The sequence below is a fragment of the candidate division WOR-3 bacterium genome (genome assembly GCA_039802205.1).
Classification (GTDB): domain Bacteria; phylum Hydrothermota; class Tepidihabitantia; order SM23-42; family JAOAFX01; genus JAOAFX01.
This window is the reverse complement of sequence record JBDRWD010000023.1, coordinates 20,119-33,498: the sequence shown is the minus strand read 5'-3', so window position 1 is coordinate 33,498 and position 13,380 is coordinate 20,119. Positions and strand designations below refer to the sequence as shown.

The 13,380-nt window shown below is 44.1% G+C and carries 12 protein-coding genes and 1 tRNA gene; 11 read left to right on the top strand and 2 right to left on the bottom strand.

Annotated features, from left to right (window positions below; all coding sequences use genetic code 11):
• The 11 genes from tuf to rpoC all read left to right on the top strand — a co-directional run.
• Nucleotides 1-381: elongation factor Tu (gene tuf / locus ABIL39_06465; GenBank protein MEO0165762.1), on the top strand; the 381-nt coding region annotated here is incomplete at its 5' end.
• Nucleotides 382-386: 5 nt separating this feature from the next.
• Nucleotides 387-533: a 50S ribosomal protein L33 gene (gene rpmG / locus ABIL39_06460; protein ID MEO0165761.1), complete on the top strand. Its 147-nt coding sequence runs from the start codon at nt 387-389 to the stop codon at nt 531-533.
• A gap of 9 nt (nt 534-542) precedes the next feature.
• Nucleotides 543-615, top strand: a tRNA-Trp gene (locus tag ABIL39_06455).
• A 1-nt stretch (nt 616) separates the two neighbouring features.
• Nucleotides 617-814, top strand: coding sequence for a preprotein translocase subunit SecE (secE, locus tag ABIL39_06450; GenBank protein ID MEO0165760.1), 198 nt, complete (start codon nt 617-619; stop codon nt 812-814).
• On the top strand, nt 811-1,347 hold the full coding sequence (gene nusG, locus ABIL39_06445) for a transcription termination/antitermination protein NusG (protein MEO0165759.1): 537 nt from the start codon (nt 811-813) through the stop codon (nt 1,345-1,347). Before secE ends, nusG begins: the two co-directional genes overlap by 4 nt.
• Nucleotides 1,348-1,357: 10 nt before the next feature.
• On the top strand, nt 1,358-1,786 hold the full coding sequence (rplK, locus tag ABIL39_06440; protein ID MEO0165758.1) for a 50S ribosomal protein L11: 429 nt from the start codon (nt 1,358-1,360) through the stop codon (nt 1,784-1,786).
• The gene (gene rplA / locus ABIL39_06435; GenBank protein MEO0165757.1) at nt 1,783-2,481 is read left to right on the top strand and encodes a 50S ribosomal protein L1; all 699 of its coding nucleotides are present in this window, start codon (nt 1,783-1,785) and stop codon (nt 2,479-2,481) included. Before rplK ends, rplA begins: the two co-directional genes overlap by 4 nt.
• Before the next feature lie 36 nt (nt 2,482-2,517).
• Nucleotides 2,518-3,033, top strand: a complete 516-nt coding sequence (gene rplJ / locus ABIL39_06430) for a 50S ribosomal protein L10 (protein ID MEO0165756.1) — start codon at nt 2,518-2,520, stop codon at nt 3,031-3,033.
• Nucleotides 3,034-3,045: 12 nt separating this feature from the next.
• On the top strand, nt 3,046-3,444 hold the full coding sequence (gene rplL, locus ABIL39_06425) for a 50S ribosomal protein L7/L12 (GenBank protein MEO0165755.1): 399 nt from the start codon (nt 3,046-3,048) through the stop codon (nt 3,442-3,444).
• 83 nt (nt 3,445-3,527) lie between these two features.
• Nucleotides 3,528-7,211 carry a DNA-directed RNA polymerase subunit beta gene (rpoB, locus tag ABIL39_06420; protein ID MEO0165754.1) on the top strand — a complete coding sequence of 1,228 codons (3,684 nt, stop codon included), beginning with the start codon at nt 3,528-3,530 and terminating at the stop codon, nt 7,209-7,211.
• The gene (gene rpoC / locus ABIL39_06415; GenBank protein ID MEO0165753.1) at nt 7,201-11,277 is read left to right on the top strand and encodes a DNA-directed RNA polymerase subunit beta'; all 4,077 of its coding nucleotides are present in this window, start codon (nt 7,201-7,203) and stop codon (nt 11,275-11,277) included. Before rpoB ends, rpoC begins: the two co-directional genes overlap by 11 nt.
• Nucleotides 11,278-11,293: 16 nt before the next feature.
• Here rpoC and ABIL39_06410 read toward each other — a convergent pair whose 3' ends face one another.
• Both ABIL39_06410 and trxB read right to left on the bottom strand, forming a co-directional pair.
• A complete protein-coding gene (locus ABIL39_06410) occupies nt 11,294-12,397 on the bottom strand; it encodes an AI-2E family transporter (GenBank protein ID MEO0165752.1) in 1,104 nt (367 codons plus the stop codon).
• Nucleotides 12,398-12,450: 53 nt separating this feature from the next.
• Nucleotides 12,451-13,374, bottom strand: a complete 924-nt coding sequence (trxB, locus tag ABIL39_06405) for a thioredoxin-disulfide reductase (protein ID MEO0165751.1) — start codon at nt 13,372-13,374, stop codon at nt 12,451-12,453.
• Between the last annotated feature and the right edge of the window lie 6 nt (nt 13,375-13,380).

Sequence of the window (13,380 nt, the reverse complement as noted above, 5' to 3'; positions counted from 1 at the left end):
GCGGAGGCTGGGGATAATATTGGGATATTGTTGCGGGGTGTAGGTAAGGATGAGGTTTATCGTGGGATGGTGGTGGCGAAGCCTGGGACGATCAATCCGCATCGGCGGTTTAAGGCTGAGGTTTATGTGTTGAAGAAGGAGGAGGGTGGTCGGCATACGCCGTTTTTCAATGGGTATCGGCCGCAGTTTTATATGAGGACGACGGATGTGACGGGTGTGGTGAAGTTGCCGGAGGGTGTGGAGATGGTGATGCCTGGTGATAATGCGAATTTAGAGGTGGAGTTGATTGCGCCGGTGGCGATTGAGCAGGGTTTGCGGTTTGCGATTCGTGAGGGTGGTCGGACGGTGGGTGCCGGGGTTGTCACCCAGATTCTTGAATAGACCATATGAGAGTAATAATCAGTCTTGCCTGTACGGTCTGCAATAACCGGAATTATACCACTACGAAGGACAAGAAGAAACAGGCGCGGCTGGAGCTCAAAAAATACTGCAAATTCTGCCGGAAACATACCCTCCATAAAGAAGTTAAATAAATGGTGAATAGGCCTGTAGCTCTAACGGTAGAGCATCCGGCTCCAAACCGGAGGGTTGGGGGTTCAAATCCCTCCAGGCCTGTGTGGGAAAAACAGTGCTAAATCGCGCCCTTGATTATATAAAAAATGTCTATTTGGAAATGAAAAAAGTTACTTGGCCAACCAAGAACGAGCTTATCAGTTCTACGATAATCGTTATCATCCTTTCTGTCTTCGTTGCCCTGATAATATTCGTCCTCGACCGCATCTTCTCCTTGCTCCTGGGGATTGTCATAAAGTGACGCAAACTATGAACTGGTATGTAGTCCACACCCTAACCGGCCATGAGCAGAAGGTCAAAAAGGTGCTGGAAAGAGTGATAAAGGAAAAAGGTATGGAAAGCTTTTTCGGGCGGATAATCATTCCGGTGGAGAATTTGATAAAGATCCGAAAAGGTAAAAAGGTGATAGAAGAAAGGCGATTATTTCCAGGGTATATTGTGATTGAAATGGAACCAACCGATGAAGCCCTCAAACTGGTAAGTTCCATCCCCGGGGTCACCCATTTTTTAGGCACGCGTTACAAACCCACGCCTCTGGAAAAAGAGGAAGTTGAAAGCATTCTCGCCCAGGTAGAAGAATCAAAGAAAAAGGTCGTCACCAAAATTCCTTTCACCAAGGGCGAGCGGGTCACGGTGATCGACGGTCCATTTACGGATTTTGTTGGTACGGTGGAAGAGATCTATCCCGAACGTGAAAAAGTAAAAGTTATTGTGCTCATATTTGGCAGACCAACACCTATCGAACTCGGTTTTCATCAATTGAAGAGTTTTTGAGAGGAGAGTTATGGCAAAAAAAGTTGTAGCTGTTGTTAAGCTGCAGATTCCGGGTGGAGGTGCGACGCCGGCACCGCCGGTGGGACCCGCCCTCGGGCAACACGGTGTAAATATAATGGAATTCTGCAAAGCCTTCAACGCCGAGACGAAGAATATGGCGGGTGTAGTCGTCCCGGCGGTGGTGACAATTTATAATGACCGTTCCTTCACCTTCGTTTTGAAGAGTCCACCTGCGTCGGTTTTACTAAAACAGGCGGCAGGCATCGCCAAAGGCTCTGCCCAGCCCAACCGCGAAAAAGTGGGTAAAATCACCCGGAAACAACTGGAAGAAATCGCCCAGAAAAAAATGAAAGACCTCAACTGTGATAGTTTAGAAAAGGCAATGAAAATAATTGAAGGAACGGCTCGGAATATGGGTATCATCGTGGAGCAGGAATGAAGAGATCAAAACGTTATAACGAAGCATTAGCCAAATTTGACCGAAACAAAAAATATTCTTTAAAAGAAGCAATTGAGATTCTTAAAAATACGGCTACGGCAAAGTGCAGTGAATCGGTTGACCTGGCAATAAAATTGAATATCAACACCAAGAAACAAGACCAGATGGTACGGGGGACATCGGAACTACCTTACGGTACCGGAAAGACCAAAAAAATCCTCGTGCTCACCAAAGGCGAAAAAGAAAAAGAGGCCAAGGAAGCGGGTGCAGACTATGTTGGGTTTGAAGAATATATTGAAAAAATAAAATCAGGCTGGATTGATTTCGATAGTGTAATTGCAACTCCGGATGCCATGCCTGAAGTCGGTAAATTAGGAAAGATTCTCGGTCCCAAGGGGCTGATGCCTTCACCTAAAACTGGCACTGTAACCTTTGAAGTCGGTCCCCAGGTTAAAGCCTTAAAGAAAGGGAAAATCGAATTTAAATCGGATAAAGGAGGCTGTGTCCATGCCCTGGTAGGAAAGGTCTCTTTTCCATCGGAACATCTAGAGGCTAACATCCAGACCTTTATCAATGACCTGATTGCAGCCAAACCACCGACCGTCAAAGGGCAGTTTATTAAGTCTATTACCGTCTCCTCTACATTTGGTCCCGGGATAAAAATCAATGAAAAAGAATTTTTGAAAACAAAGTAGTCAATATTTTCTGATTCAACAAGATGGGAGGAACCGATGCCATCGCCACGAAATGTTGAAATCCTCAAAAAAAGTACGGAACTCTTGAAGGATGCTAAGGCATTCTACTTTACTGATTTTACCGGGCTCAATGTCCAGCAAATGGAAAAACTGCGCCGAGAATTGAAGAAAAATCGTTGCAATTATCTGGTCGTAAAGAATACTATTGGACTGCGTGCCCTGCAAAACCTTGGTTATGAGGTCGAATCCCTCAGGAAATTATTTTTTGGTCCATTGGGTATTGCCATCGCCTATGACGACCCACTTGTGCCGACAAAGATTTTAAAGGAGGTTGAGGGTTTAAAAATCAAAGGTGCCTTTGTTGAAGGAAGTGTTTTTGATGCAGAAGGTGTGGCTGAACTCGCTCGGATACCTTCAAAAAGTTTTTTAATACAAAGTGTGGTTGGTTCATTAAATATCGTGGGTAATTTCGTAAACACCTTAAACGGTGTTATACAAAAATTATTATTCACCATTGATGCAATTAGAGATAAAATAAACAGTCAAAAATAAAGGGGGTTAGCAATGACAACTAAAGAAAAAAGAAGTGTTGAGCAATTAGTCGAAGATATAAGCAATCTCACAGTTCTGGAGCTCTCCGAGTTGGTAAAAGCCCTCCAGGACAAATTTGGAGTCACCGCGGCTGCGCCTGTTCAAATGGTCGCCCAACCTGTAGGGGGTGTGGAAACAGCCAAAGCGGCTGCGGAAGAAAAAAGTGAATATACAATTACCCTTACTGCCAGTGGTGATAAGAAAATTCAGGTCCTGAAGGTATTACGAGAACTCACCGGGTTGGGTTTGAAAGAAGCCAAAGAGCTTGTCGACAATCCACCCAAGGTAATAAAAGAGGGTGCTACCAAGGAAGAAGCCCAGACCTTTAAAACGAAACTTGAAGAAGTAGGGGCAACGGTTGAAATAAAGTAAAATCATTATTGAGTTGGGTTATTCTCCCTTATCATTTTTAAAACCCTGCTCAATAGACCTTAAGTCACCGAAACAGGAGGCATATGAACATCATAGATTTTTCAAAAAATAAAGTCACCTTCAACATGCCCCATCTTCTTGAGGTTCAAACCGAATCTTACAAAAAATTCCGGGATGTTGCGATTGGTAAGGTATTCAAAGAGTTATTTCCGATAACTGGCATTCACAATCGCTACGAATTGCGGTATGTATCACATCGTTTGGGCCTTCCTAAATACACAGTCCAGGAAGCTATTGAGAAGGGGGTTACCTATTCCATACCCCTCCGCGTGACCTTCCAATTATTGTGCAAGGAAAACGACAATACCCTGCGTTCAGTGACGGAACAGGAAATCTATCTTTGCGATCTACCATTAATGACACACCGAGGCACATTTGTAATCAATGGTGTGGAACGAGTTATCGTCAACCAGATTCACCGCTCTCCAGGCGTCTATTACAGCGAAGAAAACGATAACTATTCGGCGATGATCATACCTTACCATGGTCAATGGATTGAATTCATCGTTGATCCTCAAAATTATTTCTGGGCTATACTTGATCGGAAAAAAAGGATTTCAGGGACCCTCTTTTTGAAAAGCCTTGGGTACCAGGAGGAGGAAATCGTCAATCTCTTCTTTAAAACCAAGATTGTGGAAATTGACGAAGCGAAAAACTGTTTTCTGGCTGAGGAAATAACCATCGGAGACAACATCAATTTTCGGGTGCTGGATTTGATTGACGAAACTAATTATGAGATATTAAAAAATCACGGAGTGAAAAAGGTTAAAATAGTAGACTCTCGAGAGCCTGGGGTTTCAATTTTAGCCAACACCATTAAAAAAGACCCGAGCAATATTAAAACCCGGGAAGATGCGGCAAAAAAGATATATTCTCTATTAAGAACCATCCCGCCGCCCACCCCTGAATTTGCTTGTAATTTTATCAACGATCTTCTCTTCAACAAGTCGTATTTTGATCTGGGAGAAGTCGGGCGTTTTAAAATCAATCAACGTTTTGATATTAAAGAAGAACCTAAGTCTACCACACTCACAATCAACGATTTAATCATGGTGCTGCGGGAATTATTCCGCTTTGCTAATAAAGAATTTGAACCCGATGATATTGATCATTTAGGGAACCGCCGGGTGCGCCGAGTTGGTGAATTACTCGAAAACCAATTTAAACAGGCGATAACCCAATTAATCCAGAGCATTAGGGAAAAAGCATCGCTCTTGGAAGAGGAAAACCTTTCACCACAGGAATTGATCAATCCCCATCTTGTTTCCAACATTTTAATGAAGTTTTTTACAACCTCCCAGCTCTCCCAGTTTATGGAGCAAACAAACCCTATCTCTGAGTTAACCCACAAACGGCGTATCTCCTCGCTGGGTCAAGGTGGTCTCACTCGCCAGACCGCTGGTTTTGAAGTCCGCGATGTCCATCATTCCCATTATGGACGTATCTGCCCGATTGAAACCCCGGAAGGACCAAATATCGGTTTAATCTCCAGTCTTTCCAGTTATGCGCGCATTGATGATTATGGTTTTATCGTTTCACCCTATTGGGAAGTCCAGAATGGGATAGTGAAAAACAAATGTGTCTACCTCCGTGCTGATGAAGAAGATAAATGCACCATTGCTCAAGCCAACACCCCGGTTGATAAAAATGGGAAAATTCTTGTCGACCGTGTCCTCTGCCGGCGCAAAGGGGAATTTCCAATGGTGCCACCTGAAGAGGTCAATTACATGGATGTTTCACCAGAACAAGTATTCAGTCCCACAACTTCCTTAATACCATTCTTAGAGCATGATGATGCGGACCGCGCCCTGATGGGTTCCAATATGCAACGTCAGGCCGTGCCTTTGATTAACCCTGATATTCCTCTGGTTCAGACCGGGATGGAAAGTAAGATTGCTCGGGATTCCGGAACATTATTGATCGCTGAAGAAGATGGAACCGTGGAATATGTAGATGCAAATCAAATAATCGTCAAAACGGAAAAGGGTAAGAGGTACAAGTACCAGCTCGCAAAATTCATCCGTTCTAATCAGAATACCTGTATCCATCAACGTCCGCTGGTCAAAATTGGAGAGGTAGTGAAAAAAGGTCAGGTTCTCGCCGATGGCTACGCAACTAAAGAGGGAACTCTCGCCCTGGGTAAAAATGTTCTTATTGCCTTCCTTCCCTATCTAGGCTACAATTTTGAAGATGCAATTGTGGTGAGTGAACGATTATTAAAAGAAGATACCTTTACTTCTATTCACATTTTGGAATTTGATTGCGAAGTTCGTGAAACAAAGCTCGGACCAGAAGAGATCACCAGGGATATTCCCGGGGTACCGGAGTCATTATGTAAAGATCTTGATCAGTTCGGGATTGTACGAATCGGAGCCGAGGTTGGACCGGATGATATTCTGGTAGGAAAAATCACACCTAAGGGTGAGAGTGAACTCACCCCTGAAGAACGATTAATGCGTGCCATATTTGTCGAAAAAGCTGCCAACGTCCGAGATACTTCGCTCCGGGTGGAACCCGGTGTAGAAGGCGTGGTTATTGACGTCCGGGTTTTGACCCGCCGTACCAATGACCCATTAGCAAAGGCAGTAATGGAAGAAAGAGAGCGGAAGATAAAACAGGAATTCGCCCAGATGCATAATGAAATAATTCACACCCGTAATGAATTACTTAAGAATCTACTCTGCGAGCAGACTGCAGATTCCACGATTCGGGATGATAAAGGACGCGTGATTCTAAAAAAAGGTCAAAAATTTGATGAAAAATTCTTTGAGGATTTAAATAGCGAAAAAATCACGGCGGACGAAAATTTTGTTGAAAACAGTAAAATTAATGAGCAGGTGGCGAAAATTATTAAGGAATATGAAGAACAAATTCAACAATTGAAAGCGGATAAGAAGATTGAAGAAGACAAGTTATTAAGGGGGGATGAATTACCCTATGGTGTTTTAAAAATTGTCAAGGTTTATATCGCCCAAAAGCGCAAGATTTCGGTTGGCGATAAAATGGCCGGCAGGCATGGAAATAAAGGGGTGGTCGCCAAGATTGTTCCGGAAGAAGATATGCCTTATCTTGCTGACGGCACGCCTGTGGATATTGTTTTAAATCCTCTCGGTGTTCCCTCGCGGATGAATGTGGGACAGATATTGGAAACTCATTTAGGCTGGGCCGCTCATAAAATGCAATTTTATGCCCTCTCCCCAGTCTTCAATGGTGCCACGGTAGAAGAAATCAAAGAGAAATTAAAGGAGGCGGGATTACCAGAGTCTGGTCAGGTAACGCTTTACGATGGCCGGACCGGATTGCCTTTTGATTCCAAGGTGACCGTAGGATATATGTATATGCTGAAGTTGATCCACATGGTTGATGAAAAGATGCATGCCCGTTCCAGCGGTCCCTACTCTCTCATCACCCAGCAACCCCTTGGCGGAAAGGCGCAATTTGGTGGCCAGCGGCTGGGTGAAATGGAAGTTTGGGCACTCGAGGCTTATGGGGCAGCTTACACCCTCCAGGAGATGTTAACTGTAAAATCCGACGATGTTGATGGTCGGGCGGCAATGTATGAAGCATTAATCCGGGGCAAAAATCCACCCAAACCTCGAGCACCGGCATCGTTTAATGTGTTACTCAAAGAATTGCAAGGGTTGTGTCTCAATGTAAGCTTTATGAAGGAAAATAAGGAAAATAAGGAGGAAAATAATGAAACATAATCCTCCAGATTTAATCGATCTATCAGATTTTATTGGAATAAAATTGAGTCTTGCCTCACCCGAGACAATCCTTTCCTGGTCCAAAGGAGAAGTTACCCGGGCAGACACCATAAATTATCGGACCCAACGACCGGAAAAGGATGGATTATTCTGCGAAAAAATATTTGGGCCCGTTAAGGACTATGAGTGCGCCTGTGGAAAATACAAAAAGGCGAAATACCGCGGCACCGTCTGCGATCGATGCGGTGTCGAAGTACTGCCTGCTTCCGTCCGCCGGGAACGTATGGGACACATTGACCTCGCCGTGCCCGTGGCACATATCTTCTTTTACAAAATCCCGCCCAGCAAGATCGGTTTGCTTCTGGACTTAACCATCAATCAATTAGAAAGGATACTCAATTATGAAGATTACATAGTGGTTGAACCCGGGAATTCACCCTATCCTAAAGGACGGGTGATCAACGAAGAAGAATACCATGAAGCCAAGACAAAGTACGAAGGTTTTCGTGCTGATACCGGAGGCCAACCTATCTATGATCTATTGAAAGAAATCGACCTGGACAATCTGGCATCGGATTTACGGGTAAAACTGGATAAGGAGACACTGGAAGCCCGCCGGATTAAATTGATAAACAAACTTAAACTCGTAGAGGCGCTTAGAGAATCCGGGAATCGCCCGGAATGGATGATGCTAACTCGGATCCCGGTCATTCCCCCTGATCTTCGCCCTCTCGTTGCCCTGGAAGGCGGGAGATACGCCACCAGCGACCTCAATGATTTATATAAAAGAGTGATAACCAGAAATAATCGGGTAAAGGCACTGCTTTCAGGTATAAAAACGCCGGAAGTGATTGTGCGGAATGAAAAAAGGATGCTTCAAGATGCCGTCGATGCCCTATTGGACAATTCCCGGCGAACCCGCCCGATTAAAGGTCGCGGCAATCGACCTCTGAAATCCCTTGCCGATGCCCTGAAGGGTAAACAAGGCAGATTTCGGAGGAACCTGCTCGGTAAGCGAGTGGATTATTCGGGACGTTCCGTCATCGTTGTAGACCCCAAACTCCGCCTCTATGAATGTGGCTTACCCAAGGAAATGGCACTGGAATTATTCAAACCGATGATTATCCGAAAACTTGAAGAACGTGGAGTTGTTGACTCTGAACGGAGTGCCCGCCGGCTTGTGCGTTCGCGTTCGGCAGAAGTGTATGAAATTCTGGAAGAAGTAATAAAAGAACATCCGGTATTGCTTAACCGAGCACCTACCCTACATCGTGTCTCCATCATGGCATTTCTGCCGGTTCTAAAAGAAGGCAGAGCGATTGCAATCCATCCGCTTGTCTGTGTTCCTTATAATGCAGATTTCGATGGTGACACAATGAGTGTCCACATCCCCCTCTCTCCGGAAGCAATCATGGAATCCTACCTGCTCATGCTTTCTATTCACAACATCCGTAGCCCGGCAAATGGTCGTGCTTTAATGCATCCTACTCAGGATATTGTCATCGGACTTCACTATCTCACAAAGGAAAAGCCACAATCGGAAGGGCCATTGAAAATTTATGATGATGTCGATGAAATCAACTTTGCTCTCGAAAATAATTACCTTTCCCTGCATGATAAAATCATTTATAAGTTCATGGGCAAAAAGATTGAAACCACGCCCGGCAGGGTAATCTTCAACCAGATTCTTCCTGAGGAGATGCGTTTTAAGAATGAAACGCTCACCAAGAAAAAAATCACTGCAATCGTTGATGAGTGTTTAAATAAATTTGGAACCGCCAAGACCGTAGAATTGCTTGATAACCTGAAGGATCTGGGATTTGAATATGCGACCCGTTCCGGATTGACGATCGGCATTGATGATATGAAAAGTCCGAAAAATAAAGAAAAAATCTGGAATGAAGGATTGGCCGAAGTCTCAGAAATAAACAGTGCCCACAAGAAAGGTTTGATATCCGAAACCGAACGCTACAACAAAGTTATTGATACCTGGACCAGAGTTACCAGCGATATTGAAGATGAACTGATCAAAGAACTGGGCGAAGACCGTTTCGGATTCAATCCTTTATACATGATGGTGGAATCCGGTGCCCGTGGTTCCCGCAATCAGGCAAACCAGATATGTGGACTGAGAGGTTTGATGTCCAAACCCCAGCGGAAGGTAAGTGCTGTCCAGATAATCGAAACCCCGATAAAATCTTCCTGTAAAGAAGGACTCTCAGTTCTTGAATACTTCATCTCCACCCACGGTGCACGCAAAGGATTGGCTGATACAGCTTTGAAAACTGCGGATGCTGGCTATCTAACTCGCCGGCTGGTTGATGTCGCCCAGAATGTTACAATAACCATGGAGGATTGTGGAACGATAATGGGACAGGAAATCACCGCATTGAAAGAAGGTGAAAAAATCGTGGAGCCTTTGAGCGAAAGGATTAAAGGTAGGGTAGCGTTGATTGATGTGGTTGACCCGATCAATAATGAGGTAATCGTCAAGGCGGGTGAGGAGATTACTGATGAAAAGGCCGAAATCATTGAAAAACGGGGTATTGACCGGGTGAAAGTCCGGTCAATCCTTACCTGCGAAGCACCGGTTGGGCTCTGTGCTAAATGTTATGGTCGAAACCTTGCGACCGGTCGGATGGTAGAACTCGGCGAAGCCGTGGGTATCATGGCAGCCCAGTCGATCGGTGAACCCGGAACCCAGCTTACCCTGAGAACATTCCATGTGGGTGGAGCCGCATTGCGCATTGCTGAAAGCACCGAACGCTATGCTGATTTTGATGGTGAAATAATTTTTGAAAAAATTTCTGCAGTGCAAAATGTAGAAGGCAAACTGGTTAGCCTGAACGATAAGGGACGCATAATTTTAAAAGAAATAGCAAGGGATAAAAATAAGTCCAAGGATAAAGTACTCCGGCGGATAACCTATAATATCCCTACAGGTGCCACCATTTTTGTCAAAGACAAACAAGTAGTAAATGAAGGTGATATCCTATTTATCTGGGATCCTTATTCCATCCCCATAATCTCTCCGGTCGGCGGTAAAGTTAAATACAAGGATATCGAACTGGGATTGACGCTCCAGGAGAACTGGGTGGATGAAAGATCCGGTGGTAAACAGGCGATAATCGTGGAAGACCGTATGCGAAAGCTCCATCCTAAGATTATCATCTGCGATCCTGAGACAGATAAAGAGATAAAAAGTTTCTCCATCCCGGCTGGTGCCTATCTCATGGTTAAAAAGGATGAAAAGATTACTCCGGGCACGATGATTGCCCGAATTCCCAAGGAGATCGGTAAAAGCAAGGATATCACCGGTGGCCTACCCCGAGTCGAAGAACTCTTTGAAGCAAAGTATGTAAAAGATGCGGCGGTGGTCTCAGAAATTGACGGAATTGTTGATGTAGAAGAAGAAAAAGGAACCTGGATAGTCACAGTAACACCCGAGGTAGGCGAGAAAAAGGTTTATAAAATTCCTACCTCACGTTATTTAAAGGTCCACTCTGGTGAACAGGTAAAAGCCGGTGACCCGTTATGTGAAGGACCAATCGATCCCCATGACATTCTGCGCATAAAAGGACCAATGGAAACCCAGCGATTCCTGGTCAACGAAATCCTGGAGGTTTACCGTATCCAGGATGTGAAGATTGATGATAAACATATTGAAGTCATCGTGCGTCAGATGTTACAAAAGGTGAAAATTGAAGATCCAGGAACAACACGCTTTGTGAGTGGTGAAATCGTGGACAAAAGACGTGTGATTGAGCAAAACCAGAAGTTGTTGTCCAATTCAGAAGGCGAACAGGTAAAACCCGCAACCTATCGTCCGGTCCTATTAGGTATAACCCGTGCCGCCCTTTCCAGTGAATCTTTCTTCTCTGCCGCCTCATTCCAGGAAACTGCAAAGGTCCTCGCCGATGCGGCAATTGAAGGAAAGACTGATTATCTGGAAGGATTAAAAGAAAATGTAATTGTAGGAAGAATCATTCCGGCTGGAACCGGTTTTAGAGATTTTCAGAAAGTAGAGTTACTCCCGGAAAAAGCTACTGAAGTTGAAGCGGGATAATTCCCGATTAGAATATCTACAGTTTAAAATCCAATAAGTGATTTAATAATTCACGGGCAAAGATAAGGATAGGTATTGCCAGGACCAATCCCCAAAACCCACCGGCTGTTCCACACAGAATCAAAGCCAACATAACCACTGCTGGGTGGAGCTGTGCTGCCTTACCGATGATGAGTGGGCCTAATAGAAGATTTTCGAGCAACTGCTCCCCAAGATAGACCGCCACCACCTTGACAATGGTAATCATATAGGGAGGTGTCAAAAAGCCCATCACCAGGGCTATAATGAGGCTTATTATAAATCCTACATTAGGGATGAGGTTACAAAAAGCTGCGGTGATACCCAGAATGACATAGTATCTAACTCCTAAGAGCCAAAGAAAAAAACCAATGATAAAACCTACAATGATCATCATCAAAAACTGCCCACGAAAATACCGAGCAAGACTGATATTCAATTTCTTTAGCAATAAATTGAAACTATTCCGTTCGGATTCGGATAATTGGCTCTCTATCCATGCCTTGATTTTTTCCCGGTCATTGAGCAGGAGATAAGTAATGATGGGGATAAGAATGTAATTGTAAATTAACAGCACGATACCTTTCACACCCTGACCGATTTGAAAAACGGTTTGGAGCAGACCATTCAGGATTGTGCCCAAGTAATTATTGAAGGCATTCATTATGAGTTCCGGTGTAATATTGAAACCAATCTTATTAAGTCGCTCAACCAAACTGTTGATAAGCAATTTGCTCTGGTCAACAAATTCTGGAATCCTGGTGATGAGAAATCTTAGTTCGTTGATCAGGTTGCTCGCAAGTAAAAAAAGGACTGCGGGAACGATTGCCAGGAGAGGTATAAGAACGGATAGAATCGCAATGACCCGGGGTATCTTCCTCCTTTCCAGTGAATCAATAAGTGGGGCAATGATATAAGAAACCCCAGCACCAATGATAAAAGGTAATAAGATGGAGAAATAGCGAATGATAATATATAATAACAAGAACAGGATTGTGGCGCCGAATAATTCTTTCGCTCCTTTCTCCTTGCGCTGTGGCCAGAGTATAATAAGTATCAAAAATAGCAGGCCAATCGGCAAAAAAACTTTCGCTATCAGCATGAATACCAAAAGGAGAATGATAGCAATATAGACTGGCACCTGACCCATTTCTATTAAGGATTTAATAAATGATAGGCATTGATTGCGGCCTGCGCTCCTTCACTACATGCAACAACCACCTGGCGGATTTTCTTGGACCGCACATCACCCGCCGCAAAGATTCCTGACACAGAAGTATTGAGTTCTTCATCCGTAATAATAAAACCTGATGTATCTGTTTTTACCAGATCTCTGACCAGTTGGGAATTGGGTATCAAGCCAACATAAATGAAAACTCCCCTTACTTTTATAAAACTTTCCTGCCCGCTCGTGCGATCCCGTATTTTTATTCCTTCAACTGCGGATTCACCGATAATCTCTGTTAATTCGTGTCCTAAAAAGAATTGGACATTTGCCTTGCCCTGGAAATAATCAATTAAAATCTTGTCCGCGGTCGGCCGGGGCAGGAATTCAACAAAAGTAATCGAACGAACGAATTTATGAAGAAACCTTCCTTCCTGAAGACCCGAATTGCCACAACCAATGATGGCGATATCCGCATTCTTAAAGAGCGGACCATCGCAAGTGGCACAATAGCTAACTCCGCGGCCAATAAGTTTTTCTTCCCCAGGAATATTCAATCTTTTTGCCCGAGAACCTGTAGCAACTATCAACGCCCGGGCAAGATACTCAGCTTTATCGGTTACAACATGAAACAATCCTGATTCTGCCTTTACTTTTTTTGCCTCTGTATTAGCTAATATCTCAGTACCCAAACGGGTACATTGCCTGCTCATTAATTCCGCCAGCTGACTACCCGTTATTCCTTCCGGAAACCCTGGATAATTTTCAATAATATCGGTAAGCATTATCGTCCCACCAGGCATTCCTTTTTCAATAATTGCACACCTTAGACCAGCCCGAGAACCATAGATACCCGCACTCAATCCTGCCGGACCAGCTCCAATGATTAATAAATCATAAATGTTTTGATTCATAGTCCC

Excerpts from the sequence above, each read along its gene's own strand:
- rpoB (MEO0165754.1), top strand. The coding sequence starts at position 3,528 with ATGAACATCATAGATTTTTCAAAAAATAAAGTCACCTTCAACATGCCC.
- trxB (MEO0165751.1), bottom strand. The coding sequence starts at position 13,374 with ATGAATCAAAACATTTATGATTTATTAATCATTGGAGCTGGTCCGGCA.
- rplA (MEO0165757.1), top strand. The coding sequence starts at position 1,783 with ATGAAGAGATCAAAACGTTATAACGAAGCATTAGCCAAATTTGACCGA.
- rpoC (MEO0165753.1), top strand. The coding sequence starts at position 7,201 with ATGAAACATAATCCTCCAGATTTAATCGATCTATCAGATTTTATTGGA.
- rplJ (MEO0165756.1), top strand. The coding sequence starts at position 2,518 with ATGCCATCGCCACGAAATGTTGAAATCCTCAAAAAAAGTACGGAACTC.
- ABIL39_06410 (MEO0165752.1), bottom strand. The coding sequence starts at position 12,397 with ATGCTGATAGCGAAAGTTTTTTTGCCGATTGGCCTGCTATTTTTGATA.
- rplL (MEO0165755.1), top strand. The coding sequence starts at position 3,046 with ATGACAACTAAAGAAAAAAGAAGTGTTGAGCAATTAGTCGAAGATATA.
- rplK (MEO0165758.1), top strand. The coding sequence starts at position 1,358 with ATGGCAAAAAAAGTTGTAGCTGTTGTTAAGCTGCAGATTCCGGGTGGA.
- rpmG (MEO0165761.1), top strand. The coding sequence starts at position 387 with ATGAGAGTAATAATCAGTCTTGCCTGTACGGTCTGCAATAACCGGAAT.